Here is a 24,687-nt window from a genome sequence, read left to right as displayed (position 1 = left end):
GAGACAAGGGAAGGGGGTACAGGGTCATTGTACTACCTTTCCGGGATAGAGTTGAATCCCCTGATCATGCAGGAGGAGTTAACCCAGGTGGAGGCGTTGCGTCAGGCGAAATTAAGTCAGTCTCACTGTCATCCGTTTTTCGGGTCGCCGTTGGTGTTGATTGGCGACCCCCGTTAGTCCAGACGGTGGGTCCGGACTCGGGGAATTTCTAGTCAGCTAAAATTAAGCTGTGCGGCATTTACATTATTTTTCACGGTTCAGGCGGTAACAAATGACAGAAATTACGACCAATGAACTGCCCCAAATTCTCCAGAATTTATTTATAGAAGTCGAACGCACTAAAACCCCGATTACGGTCATCCATAAAGGCAAACCCTTAGTGATTATCTATCCCGCTACGATCCCAGATGCCCGCCCCGCTTTTGGGGCTATGAAGGAAAGCGGTGAAATTTTAGGAGATATAATTGCGCCAGAGCCTAAGCCCTGGGAGGTGTTAGAATGAAACTGCTGCTAGATACCCACATTTGGCTTTGGTATTTACTCGGAGATCAACGCTTATCAAGCCAACTTAAAACGGCAATTGGCGATCCTAATACTTAACTGCATCAATATCGAAAATTTGTAACAGTTCTGGATGTGGAAATGGAGACTCTGCCGGTTGCCAAAGTTACAGAGTAGGAGTAACATAGAATAGATGTAGATTTTTCCTCCGGGATGATAAGCATGAATCCACTCTCTAATCTAATAGCCAGTGATACCTGGGTTCCTGCCACCTGGAAGGAGTACCTGAGTGCTTTGGATGACCCCACCCATGCTAAATCCAAAGGCTATTACAGCAATGGGCGAATGAGATTAGAAATGCAACTACCCGTAGGCTTTGACCACAGCACAGACCATAGTGTGATTTCCCTAGCTGTTAACTTGTACAGCATTTTGAAGGCGATCGCATTTAGAGAATTAGACAACTGTTCCTTCCGCAAACCGGGCTATGTCGAGTTTCAGCCGGATTTAGCTTATTACGTTGGCACCCAGGCAACTGCCATCCCCAACGGCACTGACGTTGTAAATTTGGAAGAATATCCGGTACCGGATGTGGTGGTGGAGGTAGCGAAATCATCCCTGTTGGACGATCGCACAGTTAAGCGATTCCTTTATGAAGAGGTGGGGATTGCTGAATATTGGATTGTGAACGTGGAAACAGCGGAGGTATTGGCATATCAGATGAGCGATCGGGGGAGTCAGCGAATTGATGTCTCTATGATGTTTCCAGGACTGGAGATAGCGACCCTAGACCAAGCGCTGCAACGGAGTCGCAACCAAGACCAATCCCAAGTCGGAGCCTGGTTAATGGCACAGTTTCAGTCAGTTGATAATGGATAAATATCAATTATCCATTATTCATATCGATTACTCTACGTCTCCCATTTGTCTTTCGAGGGATTGCCTCACCAACCCTAGAATGTATGGTAATTCATCAACAGATGCTAGACCCAGCTCAACATCCCCATTTCCCCATCGCCCCACACCCGATACATCTTGACCAGGGTGATCAGGCAAAAGTTGCGGTAGAAACCCGGTTTCTTGCTAAAAATATAAAGCACTTTTGCCCTCCGCTAATGCCTTAAATGGTCCAAATATAAACTTTCTGGGTTTTCCACCGAATTAAAAGGATCTAAAAAATCTAGGTAGGAGAAATCTCTGGCATACAAATTGTCTGAGCCAAGGAACTTGCGATATAATGCCCTAGTTTTACAGGTACAGCATTGCCAATCTGTCTCATGGCTTCTGTCCATGACCCCACAATTTTATAGTCATCTGGAAAGGTCTGGATTCGTTTAGCTTCAAAGGTTGTGTAGTACCGAATTTGACCATCTTCATACCGAATCATATTTTCTCCTCCAGGAACACCATGATCTCCAGCTTTCAATGTCTTAGAAGGCATATCAATATAACTCCCCGTGTGTCCAGGGTATGCCTTTGCGCCTGTTCTAAGAATATGTTCACTATTAAAGCTCCCTTGAGGGTCTGGTTTTGGCAGTTCTCCAATTTCATCTCTAACTGTTTTCCAAGGCTTTAAGGGGGGAGGGAATAAAGTAGGTTGTTGGATGAGTTGCTCAATCCTTTGCTGGGTTCTTTTATCCAAATTTTCAAGTCCTGAAGGTTTGACTCTATGTCGTTCCCAATAATCACAACTAATGAATTGTGACCAGAGTAGCGCATCTAGAGAGTGGGTTTCTTGGGGAAAAACCCAGTTGATGTTTAAATCTTCTCTAATACCTACAATGAAAACCCGTTCCCGGCGTTGGGGAATGCCGTAATTTGCTGCATCCACCAAGCGAAAAGTTACCTGATATTTTACGGCGTCATATTGGCCTGATGTCTGGATATTTTCAAGGCGGATGAGATGTTCTTGCCAATTTTCTGAAAGTTTTATGTCAACATCAGGATAGGTTAATCTTAAAATAATATATTCAAAGTAGCGCCTAAATGATTGTCGTAAAAGACCTTTGACATTTTCAAATATAAAAAACTTTGGCCTAGAGATACTGATGGCTTTGCACACATAAGGAAACATATCTCGTTCATCTATATTTCCTTCGTGCTTTCCTCCTATTGAAAAGGGTTGACAGGGCGGTCCCCCTGAAACCATATCAACCTTATCGAACTGGTCAAACTGGAAGGAACGAATATCGGTATTATAAACCAGATTTTCGCTATAGTTATAGCTCAGGGTTTTGCAGGCATCTTTATTCCATTCAATCAAAGCGGTGTGTTGAATTCCCGAGAGTTCTAGTCCTTTAGCTAGACCCCCTGCACCTGCAAATAATTCTAAGCAAGATATTTTAGGGTTGTTTTTCATCATCTAAATTATTTAAAAAGTTTTCAATACTTTGAAAAAGGTTTTCTTGGTTTGCAGGTATTCCCTGGCACTTTTCTGCCCAAGGACGTCCTGGATGGCAAACATCCCAATCTGATTTTGCTTGTTGGTATCTACCCTTGCCCGGATCATGATTACCAAATCCGTCAATTAAAGTGTTCCAAATGGGTTGATATTTTCGGATGAGGGCCGCTTCAACCGTTCCAATCAAATCACTTTCTCTCCCTTCGAGAATCATAAACCGGCAGAAAAAATCTGATATTTCCAAACCCTCTGCAATATTGATGCTATAGCTATGTTCATAGAGTCGATTATATAACTCATAACTTCTACTGTCTATGGAGGATAACTGCCTAGCTTGCCGCCACCCTTTGGGAACCGCTTTACCAATATAAATCGGCATATTAAATGCAGTTCTATTAATTTTATGAAATTTTGAGTACATTCCCGACTGAGCAATACAGTATAGAGCATATACGCCGGTACCCGAAAAGCGTTTGGGAATAGGAATAGAATGGACAGGGGTTCCATTAAAAAAGCGGATCGTATCTTTGATGATAGCGTCAAAGTCTGAAGAAACATAGAGATGTTGTGAACGATCAAAAATATCCATACCTGCCCGATCTTAAACCAATAACCATCAACATAATACCATCAAATGGAATGAGTGATTCATAATTCATCAACAATCGCAATGTGGGTTGCAGCACTACCCTAATGCCTTAAAATGACATCATCGGCGCCAGTGCCTCCGTAATCTTCTGAGTAACCAACTCATTGCCACTTGGACTGAGATGAATGTGGTCTCGATATAAACTTGCTGGGTTTTCTACGGCATTAAAAGGGTCTAAAAAATCCAAGTAGGTGATTTGATGCTGTTGGGTGAATTCTTGCAGGCGTTGACGCGCTTTTATTTCATAGTCTCTCGGTCCCGGTTCTCCGATTTCTCGTAATAAGGGGGTGATTGCTAATATAAATTGACCTTGGTTTGCGGTGACAATTTGCTGAATTTGATGAATTGCTTCTAAGTTAAACCCCACGCGATCGCCTTTTTCCTCGGGTAACTTAGGCACAGTTGGCGCGGGTAAAAGATATCGACTCACTATCTCTACCAGTGCGAAGGGCGGTTTTTTGTCAGGATAGTTGCGATCGCGTCCAACTTGTATAGAACTTGGTTGGGTCCCAAACAAATCATCGGTATTGATGAGCAACACCACTGCCTTAGCACCAAAGGTCCCAAATTTCTCCAGATAGGCGCGTTCATTGCGGGGTCCCCAGGAGTTCGCGGAGGCGTTGAACACTTCGATTTGAGGGGAATTCCCCGGGAGGCGTTCCGGGAGTTGTTGCTGCATGAAGGCGGAGATGGTTTGCGCTTGATCTGTCCACCATCCGCCATTGGCAACGGAATCTCCTAGCAACAAGACTCGCAGGGTGTCTGATGTTGGGTTCACGGCAGCACTCCGCATGGAATATTGGTTAATCTCGAAGCGATTGCCAAAGCGTCGCAATTTCTGATTCGGTGCCAACAGATACCCGATTTTCTCGTCGGGGATGTACAGGGGAGGGTTGCCAAACCCAAAGAGCAGTCTGAGTGCCACTTCTACGGCGATGAACAGTCCAACAATTATCGCGATCGCAATCCATATCATTTTCACGGGTTTAACCTCCACCACCACCCTCAGCGTTTTTATCCCATCACCCTATAATAAAATCGGGATTTAGGACTTAATATGATTATAAGAATCAATCTGTAATTCTGTGCTGATGAACATTCCTGGCATCCATCCTGACACGATTGAACAAGTCAAGCAACGTGCTGATATCGTAGATATCGTCTCTGAGCGTGTTGTACTCAAAAAAATGGGTAAAGATTTGGTGGGATTGTGTCCCTTTCATGATGAAGGGTCACCCAGTTTTACCGTGAGTCCCAGTAAGCAGATGTATTACTGTTTTGGATGTCAGGCGGGGGGAAATTCGATTACGTTTTTGATGGAAATTGGCAAACACTCGTTTTCCGATGTAGTGTTGGATCTGGCGCGACGGTATCAGGTTCCTGTGCATACGATTGAACCGGAACAGCGGGAAGAGTTACAGCGACAGCTTTCTCGGCGAGAAGAACTCTATGAAATTATGGCGATCGCCGTGCGGTTTTATGAGCACGCTTTACATCAACCCCAAGGCAGTGATGCGCTGAATTATCTGAAAGTTGACCGGCAATTAAGTCTGGAAACAATCCAACAGTTTCAATTGGGTTATGCACCGGCAGGATGGGAAAGTATCTATAGTTATTTAGTAGAAGAAAAAGGGTTTTCCGTCCAGTTGGTGGAAGAGGCGGGATTAATTAAGGCGCGGAATACCGGGGGAGGATATTACGATCGCTTTCGCGATCGCCTGATGATTCCAATTCATGATTCCCAGGGTCGTGCTATTGCTTTTGGTGGCAGAACCCTCAGCGATGAACAACCGAAATATCTCAATTCTCCAGAAACACCGTTATTTGATAAAGGCAAAACGCTGTATGCGTTGGATAAAGCTAAAACAGCGATTTCCAAGGCAGATAAAGCGGTAGTGGTGGAGGGATATTTTGATGCGATCGCCCTTCATGCGGCAGGAATTTCTAATGCCGTTGCCTCTTTGGGGACCGCATTGAGTTTGGATGCCGTTAAGCAATTATTGCGTTATACCGAATCCAAACAAGTGATTCTGAATTTTGATGCGGATACGGCAGGGACGACGGCAGCGGAACGGGCGATCGGAGAAATTGCCGAATTGGCATACAAGGGACAAGTCCAACTGAGAATTATCAATATTCCCGATGGTAAAGATGCGGATGAGTTTCTCAAATCTACCGGCAGTCCAGAACCCTATCGGCAATTGATGGATAATGCGCCTTTATGGTTAGATTGGCAGATGCAGCAATTGTTACAAGGAAATGATTTAAACCAATCCGATGCTTATCAACGGATTGCCAAGCAAATGGTGAATTTACTCACCAAAATTCAGAATACCGATACCCGAATGTATTATGTGAATCGCTGTGCAGAAATTCTCAGTCAGGGAAATGGAACTTTAGTTACTTTACGCGCCCAAGATTTAATTAAAAAACTTAATCGAATCCGGCGCAAGGAAAGTAAGAGTGAGCAGGAGAAGCAACTGGATCAAGTTCCGGTTTCTGCCGATCGCGGATTGTTAGAAAATGCTGAAGCAGTGTTATTGCGGTTGTATTTGCATTGTCCGGAACATCGCGGGGCGATCGCCCAGGAGTTGGAGGCGCGGGATTTAGATTTTAGTCTCACCCCCCATCGGTTTTTGTGGCAGCAAATTATCCAGCTTGAATATCACAATTCAACCGGGGATTTACTGTCTCAAGTCCAAGAGCGGTTTTTACAGAATAATCGGGATTTAAAACCTGTTTCTGAGTTGTTTCATTTGGATGAAAAGTCTCAGCGAGATTTATTGAATCCACCTCTGATGATTCAAGGGGCGATCGCTTGTATTGAAAAGGTATTCTGTGAGAAGCGTTGCCGTCAAGCGTTACAGCTTTGGGAGCAAACCGATGTTACAAAAGAACCCGACCGTGCGCGGTACTATCAAGAACAAATTTCTGAAGAAAAAAAGCGCATTGAAGAACTAGATAAGCATCGCCAAGTGAGTTTAGTTGATTGGTTACAAATGTATTGAAAATGGGGGCAATTTTTAAAATGTGGGGAATAGTATAAAAAATATAAGCACAAAACGGATCGAACCGGCAGGCGGATTCCCCGGTTTCCCCATCGCCTGTTTATCCCCCTGCCACCGGACCCAATTTCACCTAAAATAAGAAATATTTCACCCAACCGGAGGAAACATTAGTGGCAACCACAGCAGCAAATGAGACGGCACAACCCTTGTCCCGAACTCCCCTCTATGAGGAGGCGATCGCCCTAAATGCGAGGATGACTGCCTTCTCTGGATGGGAAATGCCGGTGCAGTTTTCGGGAATTAACCCGGAACATCAAGCAGTCAGAACCGCTGCGGGAATGTTTGATATCTCCCACATGGGGATGTTTTCTGTGAGTGGTAAAGATTTGCTAACGCAAATGCAAGGATTAGTCCCTTCAGATTTGTCTCGTTTACAACCCGGTGAGGGTCAGTACACAGTTCTCCTGAATGACAAGGGTGGCATCCTAGATGACATTATTTTTTATGATCAAGGGCAGGATGAAACAGGAAGGCATTTTGCTCAGGTGATTGTGAATGCTGCCACTTGTGCACAAGATAAAGCTTGGTTATTAGCACAATTGGCAGGGTCCGATGTGGAATTCCAGGATTTATCGAAACAGAAGGTATTACTAGCAGTTCAAGGTCCCGAAGCGGTACAGAAATTACAGCAGTTTGTCGAAGTGGATTTGTCTGCGGTAAAACCGTTTGGACATTTACAAGGGTCAGTATGCGGGGGAAATGGATTTTTGGCCCGCACGGGATACACTGGGGAAGATGGATATGAAGTGATGGTGAATCCAGAAACAGGGATGACCCTGTGGCGATCGCTCTTAAATTCGGGTGTAACTCCCTGTGGTTTGGGTTGCCGGGATACCCTTCGTTTGGAAGCAGCAATGGCGCTTTATGGTCAAGATATCGACCAAAGCACAACCCCGTTAGAAGCGGGTTTGGGTTGGTTAGTGCATCTGGATACCAAAGGGGAATTTATCGGCAGGGAAGTATTAGTAAAACAGAAAGAAACAGGGGTTAAACGGCGTTTGGTGGGAATCGAAATGCAGGGTCGTTATATTGCTCGTCATGGTTATCCGGTGATATCTGAAGGTAAACCTGTGGGAGAGGTTACGAGTGGCAGTTGGTCTCCTACTTTGGAAAAAGCGATCGCCCTAGCTTATTTACCCCTAGAACTGAGTAAACCCGGTCAATCTATTGAGGTGGAAATTCGCGGGAAAACCTATCCGGGAACTGTAGTTAAAAAGCCCTTCTATCGCTCGGGTAAAAAACCTCAAAAAGCTTAATTAACTCATTAAATTTGTTACCAAAATCCGGATTGATCCCCCCAACCCCCCTTAAGAACGTAGGGCTGTTTCATTGTCAAATTTTCCTTACCCCGTAAGCTTTACGGAACAAGGGTTTTCGGCCTAATTTCCTAAGTTGAACCTAAAAAATAGAGACCACCCCGTCCCTTCGGGACACCCCTCCAAGGGAGGGGAATTTTGGGGCATATTCCCCTCCCTTGGAGGGGTGCCCCGGAGGGGCGGGGTGGTAAATTCTAGCTAGTAATCAAGTATTGAGCTATGCTTCTTTACTCAAAAGTATATGTCTCTTCTCAATCAAGACACCACCCCGTCCCTTCGGGACACCCCTCCAAGGGAGGGGAATATGGCTGTATCCCCGGCCAGATCAAGCGATTGAACAATGCAAAAATTAAGTCGGCTGGGAGAATGAAACAGCCCAACCCTTAAGAAGGGGGGCCTTTAAAAAAATTATCAAAAGTCTAGGTATTCCATAAAGCATCTATGAGGAAGTATGTCCGGTCAAATCTTGACACCATCCCCCCGAAAAATTCTAGTGGATACAGACCCCGGTGGAGATGATACCTTTGCCTTGCTATGGCTGCAAAGTTTGGTGAAACAAGGGTTCGCTGAATGGGTGGGAGTCACGACCGTTGCGGGAAATGTTTCCCCTGAATTAACCTTTGCCAATGCTTGTAAAGTCTTAGCATTAGGGGGTTTTGAATCAGTGAAAGTGGGCAAAAGTGTAGTTTGGGAGGGTGGAAAAATTGGGGATGCTGCGGAAGTACATGGGATAGATGGTTTATGCAATTTATCTCATTTACTGCCCAATTCTCCTCGGCAATTTGCAGCAGCACCCGATGCCGATGACATGATTATTGAAACCTTAGAAGCTGCACCGGGGGAGGTGACGGTAATTGGGTTGGGACCGCTGACAAATTTGGCGGCAGCGGAACAGAAACGACCGGGGATTTTGCGTTTGGCGAAGGAATTGGTGTTAATGGCGGGTGCGTTTGATGTGCCAGGAAATGTGACCTCACTAGCGGAGTTTAATGTGGCATTTAATCCCGAGGCGGCAGTCACTGTTTTGGAGAGTCGAGAGGATGTGGTAATTTTGCCGTTGGATGTGACCCGGAAGCTAATTTTAACAGTGGAGATGACCGAGGCGATCGCCCAGGCATATCCTACCCTGGAACTGGCCCAGTTTATTCACCAACTGAGTCAATTTATGAGCAATTCTTGTTTGCAACATCGAGAAACTGCTGGCATTAATGGATTTTTAGTTCATGATGCCGTCACCCTGGCTTATTTGTTTTATCCAGAAACCTTATTATTTCGGCGGGGATTAGTGACGGTAGAAACTGCTGGAAATTATACCCGAGGTCAAACGATTTTAGACCGTCGCCACGGGACTAAATCTCTCACCAATGCTTTTGTAGCAGTGGAAGTGGAGGCGATAAATTTGTTAGGAATTTTAGTCGATGATTTAAAAAGACTCTGTTCCCAGAGGTTGAAAGAAGGGGTGAGGGTTTAATTTGGAATGACTCCAGGAGAAAGGGGAGGGTAGCACTCGCCGCCCTCCCCTTTCACTTGAAATCAATCACTGTTGGCCCTCGACCTCTTCTAACCGATCTAACCGAGTGAAATCGATTTGAACTGCTAACCCATCACCCTCGTTTTCCTGGGAAGGAACAGTGAGGCGGATAGGAAGCAAGAGGGGAGTGCCGAATTCAGTTTCGGGGTTTTGATTAGGGAGATCCCAGTCAAAATCACTAATTCCCCGTTCTAAATCAGCCCGATCGCCCATCTGGGTTTGCATAACAGGCTCGGTAGACTCGGAAGTTGATTCAGGACCCTGTGCAATCATGAACGGGTCAGAATCCATCGCTGTTGCCGGTCTCATCGCGGTCAGACTCAGACTGACTCCCGCGAAAATCAGTAGTGTAGACAGTAGTTTTGGCATATATATACCCCCTTAGATACTGTGGGGTTTACTAGCAAGACAAGGTTAAGAAAGAAGTCTGTTTAACGGGTCGATGAAAAATTCAATAGTCAGAGCCAGGGTCTGCTATTGCGATCGTCATGAAACCCCAACTTTTTAAAGTTGTTTTTAACGTTTCAGAAAACCTGATAACATTATACCAAAAACTATCAAAAAATCATCATCCTAAAGATGCACGGATAAAGACCAGCCGGATTGAGCGAGGCGATCGCGCACAATGGCTTCCCACAGCCCTAAACTGTCAGTAAATTCGGGTTTATGCAAACCCGAGAGCCAAAAAATCAGGGCATCTTCATCCGTGTCTTTATAGTACCGTTTGCGAAAGCCAACCTCTCTAAAACCAAACTTTTGGTAGAGGGACAAAGCCCGTTGATTAGAACGACGTACTTCCAAAGTGGCCCATTCTAGTCCCCGCGCCCTAGCACAAGCCAACAGTCCATAGAGCAGGGACTGACCGAAACCCTGATGCCAGTAATCGGGATGAATAGCCAGAACCGTGATATGAGCTTCCTCCAGAATCGACCAGAGACAACCGATGCCCACCAGAGGGGAAACAGGAGGAGAGTCTGGGGAATCAGGAGAGTCCGGCGGTGAGGGAATCGATAACACCAGCAAATCACTGTTAGGACTGTTGAACTCGCGCTGATAGGCATCAAAGCTCCACATTCCGCCCAAAGAACGCTGATCGAGTTCCACGACAGACTCTAACAGGTCGGGGGTGAGTCGGTTGAGTAATAAAACAGGCACAAAACAGCCGAGGTTGATTGGAGAAAGGACAGGAGACGATTGTACACTGGAAAACGAAGCCACTTACGCGGATCGACCTAACCTCATACAAATTGTTAAATATGGTATCCATTCAAACCCAGGCGGTTCAAAAAACAGGCCGTCAGTATCTAAGTCAATCCAGTAGCGCCAGCGAGACGCGATCGCCCAACCAGGAACTGCTCCCGCTTACCGCCCGAGTCAATGAAGCCGATCGCCTAGAAATCGGCGGCTGTGATGTCGTCACCTTGGTCGAGCAGTTCGGTTCGCCCCTTTATATTTTGGACGAAGACACCCTCAGAGAAGGGGCCAGACAGTATCGGGACCTGTTTGCGCGGTACTATCCCGGTCAATCTCAGGTCTTGTATGCATCGAAAGCCTGGAATTGCTTGGCAATCTGCGCGATCGTCGGCCAAGAAAACCTGGGGATCGATGTCGTCAGTGGTGGGGAACTGTACACGGCCCTAGAAGCCGGTTTAAACCCCGAAAAAATTTATCTGCATGGCAACAACAAATCTAAAGAAGAGTTACAAATTGCCGTTGCCAGTGGCTGTACCGTCGTTGCCGACAACTGGCAAGACTTGCATCACTTAGTGGCGATCGCCAAAGAAACCGCACCGTCAGCCATCCGCATCATGTTGCGGTTCACCCCGGGGATCGAGTGTCACACTCATGAATATATCCGCACCGGACACCTCGACAGCAAATTTGGCTTTGATCCCGACCAAATCGAAGAAGTCTTTGCCTTTGTCCAACAGCATCCCGTTTTGACCTGCATTGGACTCCATGCCCATATTGGCTCCCAAATTTTTGAACGGCAACCCCACCGGGACCTAGCTGCTGTGATGGTCCAATGGTTAAAACAAGCCGCTGCCTACCAACTCCCCGTCACCGAACTGAATGTCGGAGGCGGATTAGGCATTCGCTATACTGAAGCCGACGACCCACCGAGCATTGAGGAATGGGTCAAAGGCGTTAGCGAAGCCATTACCGAAGCCTGCGAGTCCCAACAGGTGACTTTACCCAAATTGCTCTGTGAACCCGGGCGATCGCTGATTGGTCCGGCTTGCGTCACCGCCTACACCCTAGGCGCACAAAAACAGGTACCTGGAATCCGCACCTACCTTTCCGTAGATGGCGGGATGTCCGATAACCCCCGTCCGATTACCTATCAATCCGTCTATCGAGCCATTGTTGCTAATCGGATGTCCGCACCCTTGACAGAAACTGTTACCATAGCCGGTAAGCACTGCGAATCGGGGGACATTGTAATTCATCAAGCCCATCTGCCTAAAACCGAAAGCGGCGATATTATAGTCGTTCTGACCACAGGTGCTTACAATTACAGCATGGCCTCGAATTATAATCGGGTAGCCAGACCCGCTGCCGTATTAGTCAAAGATGGGATTGCGAATATCATCCTGGCCCGGGAAACTTACGAAGATTTAATTCGACAAGATCGCCTACCTGAAAGACTGGCTCATCTAAGTTAATAGCCACTCATTTTGGGAAAGGACCGGCGATGTGAAACCTTAAAACTTCTGGAGTTGAGCCATGTAATCGGTTAAACACTGATTCCAGTGTTGGGGCGATCGCTTTTCCGGTGGACAACAGCTTGGGCTCAACCCCCTGTGGGTTAAGACCCACGAAAAATTAAGAGGCTGGCGAGGTTGCCAGCCTATCAATCTCGTCATGTAGAAGCGCAAGGTTAATCGAGATCCGATGGGATATTTGTGGGAGCACTTGTCGATCGACCCGAACTGGACTCAGTCCTTGCTGCTTCACCTGGTCCAAATTTGGCAGGAATGGATTAAAACTCCGCTTGACATCCTCTTAGTTTTGGCCCTGACCTATATGGTGCTCGTCATCATTGGGGAGCGCCGCACCCTTTGGATCGTTCGCGGATTTATCATTCTGATGGTCGCAGCAGCTATCAGTAGCCGCCTCGAACTGACTCTGTTAAGTTTCGTCCTAAGTAACTTAGTGATTGGTTCGGCAGTGGCAATGGCGGTGATTCTTCAGTCGGAATTCCGCCGATTTTTGGAACAATTGGGTAAAGGCGAAATCCGGCAACTATTTCAACCCTACCGCCAGATTATTCCTAAACCCGATAGTGTCATTGATGAAATCGTCGATGCAGTCAAGGAACTCTCCCAAAACCGCACCGGCGCTTTGATGATTTTAGAAACAAGCGGTCCCATAGACGAACGAGATTTTTCCGTTCCCGGGGTCAAAATCAATGCCGAAGTCTCTAAAGAACTCTTGCAGACTATTTTTCAGACCAGTACCCTATTGCATGATGGGGCGCTCTTAATTCGCGCCTCTCGCATTATGGCCGCCGGGGTGATTCTACCTTTGTCCGATCGCAGCGCTTCCCGACAGTTAGGAACCCGTCATCGGGCCGCAATGGGGATTACAGAACGCGTCGAAAACTGTGTTTGCGTCGTGGTCTCCGAGGAAACTGGCTCCATCTCCTTGGCAGAAAAAGGTACCCTGAATCGACCTTTAACCAGTAGTAAACTCAAGGAACTACTACAAGCCCGATTTTCACAAACGGTGGAACGGGAACCCGTTGCTCCAGATTTGGGAAATTTAGGCCGTCAGTTACTATCAAAAGCAGTCGGACTCGTGCTACGCTTGCTCCGTCTTCCATCATCGGCTTCACGGGAGAAAAAATGATTACCAAGCCATCAGCTTTACAACAGTTGCCTGCTGACCTCGACGGAGAGAGACTCCCCAAGCACGTAGCAGTGATCATGGATGGAAATGGTCGATGGGCGAAGCTTCATGGAATGCCCCGGTTTATGGGGCATCGGCGGGGAGTCGATACCCTCAAGGACCTCCTGCGCTGCTGTCGGGATTGGGGAATTCAGGCCCTCACCGTCTACGCATTTTCCAGTGAAAATTGGGGGCGTCCCCTAGAAGAAGTCAATTTTTTGATGACCCTGTTTGAGCGGGTCCTGCGCCAAGAACTCCAGGAGATGATGGAGGAAAATGTCCGGATTAACTTTGTGGGAAACTTAGAGTCTTTGCCTAAATCCCTCCAAGAAGAAATCAGGCGATCGGTGGAAAATACTCGCAACAATAAGGGGATCCATTTTACGATCGCCACGAATTACGGAGGTCGTCAGGAAATCGTCCAAGCTTGTCGGGCGATCGCCGAACAGGTGCAGCAAGGTTTACTTCAACCCCAACAAATCGATGAGGCGTTATTTGAACGTCATCTCTACACCTCCGATGTCGGAGACCCCGATTTGTTGATTCGCACCAGTGGCGAAATGCGCCTGAGCAATTTTCTCCTCTGGCAAGTCGCCTATTCGGAACTCTATGTCACCGAAACCCTCTGGCCGGATTTTAACCGAGAAGAATTTCACTACGCCCTTCGTTCCTATCAAAAACGAGAACGCCGTTTTGGCAAAGTCTAACCATCCCCCCATCCCCCCAATCTCCCCCATCTCCCCCATCCCCCCATCTCCCCCATCTCCCCCATCTCCCCCATCTCCCCCATCTCCCCCATCCTCCCCATCTCCCCCATCTCCCCCATCTCCCCCATCTCCCCCATCTCCCCCAATCCCCTAGGGTCCACTAAAAATCGCTTCTTCAATATCTCGCCGACTGAGGGAATATTTGAAGGAGCGTTGAATATCTTGCACCCCACCGTCAGCATTGATGTAGCGGACACTGACATGATCGACATCCAGCAAAAGTTCTGCATTCCAACTGGGGCGTTCTACCCGCCAGCAGTGCAGTTCGGTTCGGTCTTGTTCGCATCCTTGGTCCTCTAACCATTGCTCGATCGCAGGAAGCGCATGGTTATAAAGCGGGGTATCCGGTGAAGGTAATGTCATAGAAAATTTAGCTTTGCTTCAGTAAGTTTAGAAATTTTGTTCTACTGGAATTCCCCGATCGCCGTCGCCGCGTCCTCTTTTTTGATCATAAAACAGGCATTTCACGGGTTCAACATCCAGTTTGGCCCGATAGGTTCATTCTCTCATCCAAGGCGCTCACAGAGACTGGCATCGAGAACAACTCTGGAGTCTGGGATGGTAAAGGTACATTTTCCCTTGTTAACCCGATCGCGATCGCCAGCAACAAACAGCCTATCAATGTTATCCCCAGAATCAACAGCACAAACAACTCCCCACCGGACAAAGGACGCTCCGACGGGTCGCGAACCGTCCCTGTAGACCTCCCAGAAGCAGCGTCCGGGGTGCGCTTCCAATGCGGTGGTAACGCCACCCCATTTCCCGCAATTCCATCCCGCTCTAGTCTCAATTTCACATCATACAGATGTCGTTCTCGGTCATTACTCAGGGTCTTGTAAGCATCCTTAAGCTGTTGAAACTTTTCCCGCGCTTCCTCCTGGGGAAGGGGGGAAGTATCGGGATGATAGCGCTTGCTCAGTTCCCGATAAGCGCGCCGAATTTCCGGCACCGTTGCCCCAGTGGAGAGGCCAAGCAAGGCATAATAATTCAGTGCCGACAAGGTACCCGGTGGCATTGGAGGTTTTCGGTTGTTGGCGTTTACTCTGTTTTGAGTCACAACAAACACCACTGGCGTCAGTTTTAGATAGTTTATCGCATCTATCGAGAGTCGGGGCAAGCCATGAATTAACCGGACCCTCAAAGGTCCCTTTTTAAGAGGGGCCGCCGTCCTGATTTTAAGTAAAGTCGGTGCGAATCTGGGCGATCGCCTCATTCAAAGAGTCGCTATCCACCCAACTGACGAACCCCCCATAAATAATATTCCCCTGGGTATCCGCTAGGAAAATATGGTCAATTCCTAACCAATTTTTCCAGGTTCGGACCACCGTCCCATCCCGGAGGACAAAAATCGGTCTGGAATTTTTCAAGTCGCTGTCTGAAGCATAGTTGATGCCCCGAACCTGATTTAAAATGGCGATCGCCTCCTGAGTTACGGGTCCAATTGAGGTAGCAAAATTCGCCTGTTGGTTGCCCACTTGTCGCACTTCCCATTCCAGGCGAGTTTTCAACTCCTCAGAAATAGGTAACCACTCCAACTCCCCTAAAACCGTCTGCGTGCGTTCGGTGCGCGCCCGTACCCGATAGACATCCGTGAGCAACTGTTCAATGCTTTCCCGGGTCAGATATTCCGCAATTAACCCGGTAATCCCCAAAACGCCGATACCGCCGAGGACCCCGGCGGGACCCCCCAACAGGGCTAAGGCAGCGGCGATCGCGGCAGAACCTGTTAACCCCGTCGTTGCCATTGCGATCGCCAAAATAATTCCAGGCAGTCCCAAAGCGGCTACCTTTTTTACCACTTCATCCATTGCTTCTATCCTTCCTAGGACATGATGTCGAGCCTACGATTTCTAGGGTAGCCTTAAGCCGCCGGAATGAAATACCACCCCATCCCCCAGCTCTAAAAACTCAACTTGACCTTGGAATGATTCCCTTTATCTGATACAATACAAAGTTTGCAATATTTACGAAGCTTGCTGGAAGGAGACGTCTGTTTATGGCCCGGATGTACTACGACGAAGACGCAAATTTGGATCTATTAGCCGGAAAAACCATTGCAATTATTGGTTACGGCTCTCAAGGTCACGCCCACGCCCTCAACCTGAAAGATAGTGGCATGAACGTCATTGTCGGGCTGTATCCGGGCAGCAAATCAGCCACTAAAGCAAAAGACGCCGGATTGACCGTGCATAGCGTTGCTGACGCCGCGAAAGCTGCTGATTGGATTATGATTTTGTTGCCGGATGAGGTCCAAAAGTCGGTTTATAAAAATGAAATTGAGCCGAATCTCAGCGCAGGCAAGGTACTGTGTTTTGCCCACGGGTTTAACATTCATTTTGGACAAGTTGTCCCCCCGGATGATGTGGATGTGGTGATGGTGGCACCAAAAGGGCCGGGACATTTGGTCCGTCGGACTTATGAACAGGGAGAAGGGGTTCCCGCCTTGTTTGCAGTGTACCAAGATGCTACGGGGCAAGCTCGCGATCGCGCAATGGCTTATGCTAAAGGCATTGGCGGCACCCGCGCCGGTATCCTCGAAACGACCTTCCGCGAAGAAACCGAAACGGACCTCTTTGGCGAACAAGCGGTTCTCTGTGGCGGCTTAAGTGCCTTGATTAAAGCCGGTTTTGAAACCTTGGTTGAAGCTGGATATCAGCCCGAATTGGCCTATTTTGAATGTCTGCATGAAGTCAAACTGATTGTTGACTTGGTTGTAGAAGGTGGACTCGCCACCATGCGCGACAGTATCTCTAATACCGCCGAATATGGAGACTATACTCGCGGTCCTCGCATCGTCACCGATACCACCCGCGCCGAAATGCGGAAAATTCTCAAAGAAATTCAAACGGGACAATTTGCTCGGGAATTTGTGTTAGAGAACCAATCCGGTAAGGCTGGATTTACCGCCATGCGCCGACAAGAAGCCGAACATCCCATTGAGGAAGTCGGAAAAGATTTGCGGGCGATGTTTAGCTGGCTGAAGAAAAAATAAGCCGCTGTAGTAGGAGTCGAAAAAGCACAGACGCGCCCTAGGGCGCGTCTGTGGTGGGATGGAATTGTCCAAGGGGTGGGGACGCCGGGGATTCCATCACGGAGCCTTCTGTTCTTGCTGGAGTTGTTGTTCCGTTCGCTCAAACGCATCGGGTTTCTCTTTAGTGTTAGAAACCCACTTCGGGATAAGTCCGGTGCCAAATTTCGTGAGGCTGGTGCGAGTTTGGGCGCTCGTTGTCTGCATCTCTTTTGGCAGAAAGGTAAATCTATCTCCAAATCCGATATACAGAGAGGCCAACAGAATCGAGCCTGTAATTAAGGTGGTTTTAAGCATCTGTGTCTTTAGAGTGAAAGGACAGCACTGTTATTTGAGGCTCACACAACTGGATTATACCACATTTTCTCTGGGTTTAGGCAAATTAGGGACCAATTTGGGAGGGCTGGAATTTAATTCCTGGTGGTGGGCGGTTGTTTGTCTTCACCGAGTCCTGGAGTGGCGATCGCCGGTGGGAGTAGGCTTGAATCTAGGGGATTCTCTTCATTGCCCGGACAAACCCTTTGCTAGAGGCGATCGCCGCTGAGTCGAGGCCCGGACCCGATTGTTCTACCCCCTGGGGCGATCGCTACCCTTTTCTCTTAGAAAAACTCTCATACCCAGGGAATAAAAAACCAGAAATTACCCTAAATTATTCCGGCTCCCCCACTAACTTTTAAACCCCGGATCAAAACGAGGATTCGCCTCATTTCCTCGGAACTTTTTACCAAAAAACTTATCCCCAAATTCCCCCTCACTATTTTCCTTTAATCGATTGTATTTATACCGATCCCTCTACCCAATTACAGTCGCTTTAAATCCATCCAAGGGGGGAGCCGAACAGGGTTTTAAGCCAGTACAGTTGAAATTACAGCAGGGTTGAATCCTGAACCAATCAGGAGTCCAATCCCCCTAGAGTTTAGACCGATTCTCTGGGGTGAAAGGCCAGACTCGATGGGACATTGGAGTTAACTCCCGTCCCCTGTGCCAAGCCATCTTATTTTAGAAGGCGATCGCATCGAGGATGACCCAAAAAAAGCCGTTTTGCGCCCTCGAATCCTTTCGATTCACTCGCAAAACCATCCATTTTCCCTCTGACGGTATCTTAACCCCGTTCAGACTCTCCAACCCTCATTATTAAACTATTTTTTTAGGAAGGGGTGTACAGCAACTTTGAAACCGTTGAACCAGCAATCATTCAGGGAAAAACTTTTTGATTGAAAAAGCGTTTTGACCTCGTGGATTGTCAAACCCGAAGCAGGGACGAACTCGAAAATGAACCCGGGTAGACCCCTTTTTTCAACTCCGTTGAAAAATTTTAAAAGCATGAACCACTACCCCGATTATTTCCAGTCTCCAACTGCCGACGTTACATACCCCCATTTGTTGAATACTTTTGATAGAACCGATTATGAAATCTAACGAACGCCAATCCTCTCCTCAAACCCCTTCACAGGTGAATAGTACACCTCAAGGGCATGGTCAAGTCAGCGTACCCCCAGCCAGTCCAACCGCTGCCCGAGTCGCCCGTGCAGAAAATGCCGGTTATAACGACGGTTATGTGCAAGGTCGAGTCGTGGAAAACGTTCGAGAAAATCAACTGCGAGAGCGCGACAACGACAATTCGGCCCGGGGCTTATTCTTGGGTATTATCCTCACGTCCTTAGCCGCGTTAGCCGCAGGAACCCTGTACTATCTGTCCGACCGCGATGGCGCTTCTACTCCAGTGACTACCCCGGTCCCTCAACAGATAGAAGCCGAACCCGCACCCACCCGCACCATCGAGCGAGAACGGACTCTGATTGAACGAGTGATTCCGGTCCCGCAAGATACTTCCGGGGAGCAAGAGCAACCCGCTTCTGAACCCGCTCCGGCAGAACCGGCCCCGAATATTAATATCACGGTCCCCAACTCTCAAACCCAAGAGGCTCCCGCCGAGCCACCGGCACCCGCGCCTGCGGCCCCCTCGAATATCAACATCAACCTGCCGGAAATTAAGCCAGATTCCACTCCTGCCGCACCGGCGGAGTCACCCGAACCTGCCACGCCTCCGGTAGAAAGCCAGCAGGCACCGGAAACCCCCGCAGAAACAGCTCCTGAGCCTCAATCGGCAGAACCGAGCAATGAGTCGGGTTCGGCGATTCCTGCGAATTAAATTTTAAGCTCCTCCTAAACCTTCAACTCTCTCCCATTCAGGAGGGAGTTTTTTTTAGCAGGGAGCAAAGGTTGGAGTAGGGGTCAGAAACCGGGTTTCTTGTCCATTTTTTTGCCAATTGTCACAGGTTCAGGCAGAAACCCGGTTTTTTAATTTGGGTCGGGGTCAGCTTCTAACCCCCACTGGGCCAACATCCTAGGCGATGGGGGGGCGGTACTGAATCCAAGGGTGAGCGGCTTCTAGTTGAGCGGCTAAGGTAAAGAGGGGGGCTTCTCCGGCGGGACGGCCTACAAGCTGGACCCCCACGGGTAAACCGGAGGAAAATCCGGCGGGAATTGCGATCGCCGGTTGACCTGTGGCATTAAATAGGGGACAGGGAGCCACCCATTCAAAACTCTTGTGCAAAATTTCTTCAGGACTGAGATTCGCCCATTCCCCGACCCGAATGGTCGGACTCATAAACACGGGTAATACCAGGGCGTCATATTGCTCCAAGGAGGCCACAATCCGCCGGGAAAACATCTGCATTTGGGCGACAGCTTGCAGGTATTGACCGCTGGTTACCTGTTGTCCGCGTTCTAAAAACCACTGGTTGATCGGCTGCAGAATCTCTCTAGGCATCCCGGAAAAGGAGACTCCACTGACCCAAATGGCGGTGAGGGGTTGGAGTAAATCGGTTAAGTCTAGGGAAATTTCTTCGATCGCGTGTCCCATTTCTTCCAGGCGTTGCACGGTGTTTAGGACCGCCTGCTGACATTCGGGGGCTGCTTCCCCAATTGGATCAAGCTGGGTGGCAAAGGCTATCCGCAAGGGTTTTACGGTTTTCGCGGTGGCATGAGCGAGAAAGGAGGGGTCAGGGTCGGGAAGCCAGTAAGGGTCTCCGGGAACATAACCGGAAATGAGGTCCAGCATGGCGGCGGCATCGGCGACTGTGCGGGTGAGCGCCCCATGAGTGAGTAATCCACTGACACAATCCCCCAGGGGCGCTAGGGAAACTCGACCTCTGGCGGGTTTGATTCCGACTAACCCACAGCAGGCAGCGGGACCCCGGAGGGAACCCCCGCCATCGGATGCCTGGGCGATCGCACATAATCCAGCACTCAGGGCGGCAGAGGCTCCTCCACTGGACCCCCCTGGGCTATAGTCTAAATTCCACGGATTGCGGGTGGGTGGAAATCCTGCCGGTTCTGTAAAAGGAAGACTGCCTAATTGGGATGTAGCGGTTTTCCCCAAGAGGACAAATCCCCCTTGTTTGATGCGGGTAACCACTGCGCGATCTTGACTGGGTAATTTGTCCCGCAGGGCGGCAACGCCATAGCTACAGGGCATATCCGCCACGGCGGTGAGGTCTTTGATGGAAATGGGGATGCCAAAGAAGGGGGGCAGGGTATCGGGATCCGTTGTGGCGAGTTGTTCCGTTTTGGCCTTGGCATCAGCTAAGGCTAATTCAGCGGTAACGGTGAAATAGCTGCCCAGCTTGGGATCTAAGGTTTCGATGCGTTCTAAATAAAGCTGGGTTAGTTCTAAAGGCGAGAGTTGTTTGTTCCGAATCAGCTGCGCTTGTTCCAAAGCCGGTGTAAATGCTAAATCCTGTTTATTCATGGTTGCTTATCTCGCGATCGCCTTCTTCTTCTCTATCTTGTCATCGAGCACGAATCGGCGTGGGTTCGTTGATGCAACCTACCCAATTTAGCTTTGATTGTTGCCACGCGTGCTCATGGTTTACTTTACAATCTGGATTCCCCTTGGTATGCAGTGAAGTAGACAGTTTATCAATCGTCACTGTTGACGATCGCCCCTCGAACCGAGAATGCACATTTAGGTTTTTACCGGGGATCTTCGCTGAGTCCACAAGGTGGTGTTAATTCATTAACATTATTTTCGGGGATTTAGAAGGAATGGCATTCTATTCTGATTTGGGGGAATTTTCCTTCAACAACGCCAAGGAAATAGGGCAAAAAAATGATCGCCGATTATCGGCGATCGCTCTGAACTATTTTAGAGGTGAATGATAGTTGAATCTGACTAAAATGCAGCGCTTGCACTCCCTAAAACGATGTAATACCATGCTAAAGCCAGTAAGTAGGTGTCGCGGTCAGCAGTGGGCGATCGATAGAGAATCACCCGCACCGCCACACCCCAACTCGCCAAGGTTTGAGCGAGGGCCCAGAGCAGTAAAGGGTTGTTCAAACCGGCTGGCATCAACAGTCCCACATGAATGGCTAGAGGCAAGAGCAAAAAGCCGATACAAAGGATAACTCGGCTGCCCACATTGCCAAAGGTTACCGGAAATGTGTTTACTCCCGTCGCCACATCTCCTTCGAGATCACTCAGGTCTTGAATGCCCACAACAGCGCTACAAAGAATAGCTACCAATAAGATCCAAGTCCCCTGAACCAGGTTAATGGAAGCAACTGCCTGCCATGCTGCTGCCATTTGCGCCAGCGCTCCGAGTCCTAAGAAAAAGTGTTTCGTGGGCCACTCTAAACCCAATCGCCCAAACGTCAGACAACTGATACAGAGTTGCCACAGCAGAGTCCATTCAAAAACCCCTAACTGCCATCCCACCACCGCAAAGCCTACCATGCTGGCAATCCAGCGCCGCTTGGCTCCCTGATAGGAAATCAGTCCCCGGCACAGGGGGCGATCGCGTTGGTTAAGGCGATCGCCCACCACCCCCATCATTTGGTTGGCTACACAAAATGTATAAGTATATAACAAGAAATAGAGCGTTCCCCCGGCTAACACCGGCAGTAATTCTACTGCTGGCGATTCTTGCGAATTCCAGGCCACACATAAAAAAATCAATCCCGGGATAACTCCGACCCAAATCTCACTTTTGATGAATAACCAATTCACCAAGAGTTCGCGCTTAACCATTTGCGCCCATCGGATGCCCCAGTTCCAGTTTCCTAGCAGTTTAGCTTGCACAATCGCTTTTTCTCCCTTACACCCTATTATTGAATTGAGCGAGATGCTATACTCTAAGATGCTGAAGCTCGGTTTAAACGAACTCAGCGATCGCCTTTCATTTACCGGATTATATCACTTTCCCCTTGATTTGGGTTCTCGGGGAAGCTTAAAAAATTTTTAAGACAGAAGCGCTCATACTATACCATACTCGATAAATTTTTTCAAAGCCGAGCTGTATTTACAATCTCGTTAATCTTCACAGGGGTGTGAAGAGAGTTAAAGTTTAACCCCGAATGTTGTCACCGGAGTCCGGGGATACAGGATGGGGAAGACTACCGGGTTTCTATACACCATTTGTCATTATCAGCAACTGTCTGAAGACTAGAAACCTAGTTTTTTGTTCCGGGAATCTCATCGAGGATCGATGCTTTAGGGTCGAACAAGAAACCAACCAAAAAGGCGATCGCCCCAGTCAACAAGTGATCCCCCATTTTTGAAGGGTTGGGACAATCTCGGAGTCGGTTACAGTAAAGGGAAAACAAAGCGGGTTTTTTCACAAAATTTTTGCGGGTTCTACAGCCAATTTAGGGCAAAAACCCGCTTTCTGGGTCCGCATTTGTGGTGAATGAGCAGGATCTTGTCAAAAAAGCGGCTTTCTGAGTGCCATCCGGGAGGGTAAGGGGCGATCGCCTCCAAAAAAATAGCCTCCATCCGACTGGAGGAGGCAAGTCTGACCGAAGAACTATACCTTGGTGCGATCGGTTAAAATCTCATAACCTTCCTCAGTCACCAAAACCGTATGCTCAAACTGAGCCGACAAGGAATTATCCACCGTCACCGCTGTCCATTTATCCGATAAAATCTTCGTGTGACGCGAACCCTGATTAACAATGGGCTCGATCGCCAAAGTCATCCCTGCACGCAGTTTGACATTCGGCATCTCCCGAGTCCGGAAATTAAACACCGAGGGTTCTTCATGAAGATTTCGACCCACACCATGACCCGTGAAATCTTCCACCACACTAAACCCATTCGCCTTCACGCAATCCTCGATCGCACCGGCAATATCCAGCAGATAATTCCCCGCCTTCACTTGTTCAATGCCCTTGTAAAGCGACTCTTCTGCTGCCCGAATCAAGTGTGCCGCCTCTGGAGAAGTTTCCCCACCCACCGCGATCGTAATGCAAGAATCCCCATGAAATCCCTCAAAATAAGCGCCGGTATCCACCTTGAGGACATCCCCGAGACAGAGTACCTTCTTTTTATTGGGAATTCCATGCACCACTTCTTGATTAACGCTGGCGCAAATCGAAGCGGGAAATCCATGATACCCTTTAAAACTCGGAGTGGCCCCCATTTCCCGGATGCGTTTTTCCGCATAAGCATCCAAGTCAGCAGTGGTCATTCCCGGTTCAACGGTTTCAGAAATTTCTTTGAGGACCGTGGCGACAATTTTTGCTGCCTGACGCATGATATCGATTTCACGCTTCGACTTGAGTTCAATCCCCCGGCGTTGCTGTTTTTTGGCACGCGATTGACCGACAGGCTGAGGCAGTAGATTAGAAAGAATGTTCATCTATGGGATAAGTAACTAGGATATGGACATCAATAAATAATGAGGAAGCGTTGCGCCAGTCGGCGATCGCCCTTGTGCATCTAGGAATCTTTATCTAAGTTAACAGATTATTCAGCAATTCCCCATAAGGTTCTGGGGTAAAGGGTCGGGACTGACCCTTTACCTGTTCTAGTGCTTTAGACCGATTGCGGTCCAGCCGTGATAGTAATCGTCCCCGTCATACCCGCTTCAGTGTGACCTGGAATGGTGCAGCGCAACTGATAAGTTCCGGGTTTCATCGGAGTTAAGATCCATTCTGCCTCAGCCGTGGGTTTGAGTTCAAGTTCGTGAATCGCCCCTTTAATTTCCACCTTTCCCGCTTCAACTTTGCTCGAATAACTAGCATCGGCAAAATCTTTAGCCGTGAAATAATGTTTTTGGGGACTGGGATTGTCCAGGACTAATTTATATTGCTTTCCGGCCACAAAGTCGAGGTGACTGGGAAAAAACTTTAGCTCATTCGCCGGATTGCCCAAACTGACTTTAATTTCAGTCACAGATTGAGCCGCTAGACTGCCGGGGGGAATGGCATCCGCCAGCACGGGGGACCCGAACCCACCAAATCCGAGGCCCAGACTCAGCAGTAGGGATAACAGCGTGGGCAATAACAGACGCGGGAACAGCTTTAAAGGCGATCGCAGGATGGGGAGTACAGTCATAGTTTTGAGGAAAATTGCGAACGTTTCCTTCCCGAATGTATCATCCCGGGGGAATGCCTGGGGAGGGTTGGGGAGGATGGGGAAGATGGGGAGGATGGGGAGGATGGGGAGGATGGGGAAGATGGGGAGGATGGGGAAGATGGGGAGGATGGGGAGGATGGGGAAGATGGGGAGGATGGGGAGGATGGGGAGGATG

The 24,687-nt window shown here is 48.5% G+C and carries 25 protein-coding genes; 12 read left to right on the top strand and 13 right to left on the bottom strand.

The annotated features are described in order from the left end of the window. Positions 1-27 precede the first annotated feature (27 nt). The 3 genes from NG792_RS25625 to NG792_RS25615 all read left to right on the top strand — a co-directional run bounded on the left by NG792_RS25625 (position 28) and on the right by NG792_RS25615 (position 1,380). A complete protein-coding gene (locus NG792_RS25625; RefSeq protein ID WP_261201543.1) occupies positions 28-177 on the top strand; it encodes a hypothetical protein in 150 nt (49 codons plus the stop codon). 94 nt (positions 178-271) lie between these two features. Beyond that, positions 272-502, top strand: coding sequence for a type II toxin-antitoxin system Phd/YefM family antitoxin (locus tag NG792_RS25620; RefSeq protein WP_261201542.1), 231 nt, complete (start codon positions 272-274; stop codon positions 500-502). A 221-nt stretch (positions 503-723) separates the two neighbouring features. Then, positions 724-1,380, top strand: coding sequence for a Uma2 family endonuclease (locus tag NG792_RS25615; protein ID WP_261237270.1), 657 nt, complete (start codon positions 724-726; stop codon positions 1,378-1,380). A gap of 301 nt (positions 1,381-1,681) precedes the next feature. Here the strand turns inward: NG792_RS25615 and NG792_RS25610 are convergent, their stop codons facing one another. The 3 genes from NG792_RS25610 to NG792_RS25600 form a co-directional block, all read right to left on the bottom strand. Then, the gene (locus NG792_RS25610; RefSeq protein ID WP_261237268.1) at positions 1,682-2,863 is read right to left on the bottom strand and encodes a DNA cytosine methyltransferase; all 1,182 of its coding nucleotides are present in this window, start codon (positions 2,861-2,863) and stop codon (positions 1,682-1,684) included. After that, on the bottom strand, positions 2,844-3,491 hold the full coding sequence (locus tag NG792_RS25605) for an Eco29kI family restriction endonuclease (protein ID WP_261237267.1): 648 nt from the start codon (positions 3,489-3,491) through the stop codon (positions 2,844-2,846). Before NG792_RS25605 ends, NG792_RS25610 begins: the two co-directional genes overlap by 20 nt. A 109-nt stretch (positions 3,492-3,600) precedes the next feature. Next, positions 3,601-4,533 carry an SGNH/GDSL hydrolase family protein gene (locus NG792_RS25600; protein ID WP_261237266.1) on the bottom strand — a complete coding sequence of 311 codons (933 nt, stop codon included), beginning with the start codon at positions 4,531-4,533 and terminating at the stop codon, positions 3,601-3,603. 109 nt (positions 4,534-4,642) lie between these two features. Here NG792_RS25600 and dnaG point away from each other — a divergent pair, with 109 nt between their 5' ends. The 3 genes from dnaG (at position 4,643) to NG792_RS25585 (ending at position 9,406) form a co-directional block, all read left to right on the top strand. After that, on the top strand, positions 4,643-6,559 hold the full coding sequence (gene dnaG / locus NG792_RS25595; RefSeq protein ID WP_261201537.1) for a DNA primase: 1,917 nt from the start codon (positions 4,643-4,645) through the stop codon (positions 6,557-6,559). Between the two features lie 170 nt (positions 6,560-6,729). Continuing rightward, positions 6,730-7,875: a glycine cleavage system aminomethyltransferase GcvT gene (gene gcvT / locus NG792_RS25590; RefSeq protein WP_261237265.1), complete on the top strand. Its 1,146-nt coding sequence runs from the start codon at positions 6,730-6,732 to the stop codon at positions 7,873-7,875. 511 nt (positions 7,876-8,386) lie between these two features. Next, a complete protein-coding gene (locus NG792_RS25585; RefSeq protein ID WP_261237264.1) occupies positions 8,387-9,406 on the top strand; it encodes a nucleoside hydrolase in 1,020 nt (339 codons plus the stop codon). Between the two features lie 66 nt (positions 9,407-9,472). Here the strand turns inward: NG792_RS25585 and NG792_RS25580 are convergent, their stop codons facing one another. Together NG792_RS25580 and rimI are read right to left on the bottom strand one after the other, a co-directional pair. Continuing rightward, positions 9,473-9,835: a hypothetical protein gene (locus NG792_RS25580; RefSeq protein ID WP_261201534.1), complete on the bottom strand. Its 363-nt coding sequence runs from the start codon at positions 9,833-9,835 to the stop codon at positions 9,473-9,475. A gap of 204 nt (positions 9,836-10,039) precedes the next feature. Next, entirely contained in the window at positions 10,040-10,621 is a 582-nt protein-coding gene (rimI, locus tag NG792_RS25575) for a ribosomal protein S18-alanine N-acetyltransferase (protein ID WP_261201533.1), read from the bottom strand. A 101-nt stretch (positions 10,622-10,722) separates the two neighbouring features. On the opposite strand from rimI, the gene lysA reads away from it, so the two are divergent. The 3 genes from lysA to uppS all read left to right on the top strand — a co-directional run bounded on the left by lysA (position 10,723) and on the right by uppS (position 14,064). Continuing rightward, positions 10,723-12,132 carry a diaminopimelate decarboxylase gene (lysA, locus tag NG792_RS25570; RefSeq protein WP_261201532.1) on the top strand — a complete coding sequence of 470 codons (1,410 nt, stop codon included), beginning with the start codon at positions 10,723-10,725 and terminating at the stop codon, positions 12,130-12,132. 229 nt (positions 12,133-12,361) lie between these two features. Continuing rightward, positions 12,362-13,318, top strand: coding sequence for a diadenylate cyclase CdaA (gene cdaA / locus NG792_RS25565; RefSeq protein WP_261201531.1), 957 nt, complete (start codon positions 12,362-12,364; stop codon positions 13,316-13,318). Further along, complete coding sequence (uppS, locus tag NG792_RS25560) at positions 13,315-14,064, top strand: polyprenyl diphosphate synthase (protein WP_261201530.1); 750 nt, start codon at positions 13,315-13,317, stop codon at positions 14,062-14,064. Before cdaA ends, uppS begins: the two co-directional genes overlap by 4 nt. A gap of 150 nt (positions 14,065-14,214) precedes the next feature. On the opposite strand, the gene NG792_RS25555 is transcribed toward uppS, so the two are convergent. The 3 genes from NG792_RS25555 to NG792_RS25545 all read right to left on the bottom strand — a co-directional run bounded on the left by NG792_RS25555 (position 14,215) and on the right by NG792_RS25545 (position 15,932). Then, complete coding sequence (locus tag NG792_RS25555) at positions 14,215-14,487, bottom strand: DUF3143 domain-containing protein (protein ID WP_261201529.1); 273 nt, start codon at positions 14,485-14,487, stop codon at positions 14,215-14,217. Positions 14,488-14,596: 109 nt separating this feature from the next. Then, entirely contained in the window at positions 14,597-15,139 is a 543-nt protein-coding gene (locus tag NG792_RS25550) for a J domain-containing protein (RefSeq protein ID WP_261237261.1), read from the bottom strand. 160 nt (positions 15,140-15,299) lie between these two features. After that, complete coding sequence (locus tag NG792_RS25545) at positions 15,300-15,932, bottom strand: hypothetical protein (protein WP_261201527.1); 633 nt, start codon at positions 15,930-15,932, stop codon at positions 15,300-15,302. A 188-nt stretch (positions 15,933-16,120) separates the two neighbouring features. Between NG792_RS25545 and ilvC the strand changes: the two genes are divergently transcribed. Continuing rightward, complete coding sequence (ilvC, locus tag NG792_RS25540) at positions 16,121-17,116, top strand: ketol-acid reductoisomerase (RefSeq protein ID WP_261201526.1); 996 nt, start codon at positions 16,121-16,123, stop codon at positions 17,114-17,116. A gap of 96 nt (positions 17,117-17,212) precedes the next feature. Here ilvC and NG792_RS25535 read toward each other — a convergent pair whose 3' ends face one another. Next, positions 17,213-17,449: a hypothetical protein gene (locus NG792_RS25535; RefSeq protein WP_261237259.1), complete on the bottom strand. Its 237-nt coding sequence runs from the start codon at positions 17,447-17,449 to the stop codon at positions 17,213-17,215. Positions 17,450-17,483: 34 nt separating this feature from the next. Here NG792_RS25535 and NG792_RS25530 point away from each other — a divergent pair, with 34 nt between their 5' ends. Both NG792_RS25530 and NG792_RS25525 read left to right on the top strand, forming a co-directional pair. Next, the gene (locus tag NG792_RS25530; RefSeq protein ID WP_261201524.1) at positions 17,484-17,696 is read left to right on the top strand and encodes a hypothetical protein; all 213 of its coding nucleotides are present in this window, start codon (positions 17,484-17,486) and stop codon (positions 17,694-17,696) included. Positions 17,697-18,560: 864 nt separating this feature from the next. After that, on the top strand, positions 18,561-19,304 hold the full coding sequence (locus NG792_RS25525) for a hypothetical protein (protein WP_261201523.1): 744 nt from the start codon (positions 18,561-18,563) through the stop codon (positions 19,302-19,304). Between the two features lie 195 nt (positions 19,305-19,499). Here NG792_RS25525 and NG792_RS25520 read toward each other — a convergent pair whose 3' ends face one another. The 4 genes from NG792_RS25520 to NG792_RS29030 all read right to left on the bottom strand — a co-directional run. Further along, positions 19,500-20,906 carry an amidase gene (locus tag NG792_RS25520; protein ID WP_261201522.1) on the bottom strand — a complete coding sequence of 469 codons (1,407 nt, stop codon included), beginning with the start codon at positions 20,904-20,906 and terminating at the stop codon, positions 19,500-19,502. A gap of 423 nt (positions 20,907-21,329) precedes the next feature. After that, the gene (locus tag NG792_RS25515) at positions 21,330-22,235 is read right to left on the bottom strand and encodes a UbiA family prenyltransferase (RefSeq protein WP_261237258.1); all 906 of its coding nucleotides are present in this window, start codon (positions 22,233-22,235) and stop codon (positions 21,330-21,332) included. Between the two features lie 724 nt (positions 22,236-22,959). After that, positions 22,960-23,793, bottom strand: coding sequence for a type I methionyl aminopeptidase (gene map, locus NG792_RS25510; protein WP_261237257.1), 834 nt, complete (start codon positions 23,791-23,793; stop codon positions 22,960-22,962). A 176-nt stretch (positions 23,794-23,969) separates the two neighbouring features. Beyond that, positions 23,970-24,687: plastocyanin/azurin family copper-binding protein (locus NG792_RS29030; protein WP_317619525.1), on the bottom strand; the 718-nt coding region annotated here is incomplete at its 5' end.

The sequence above is a fragment of the Laspinema olomoucense D3b genome, assembly GCF_025370785.1.
Taxonomy (GTDB): Bacteria; Cyanobacteriota; Cyanobacteriia; order Cyanobacteriales; family Laspinemataceae; genus Laspinema; species Laspinema olomoucense.
This window is presented reverse-complemented; position numbering and strand designations above follow the sequence as displayed.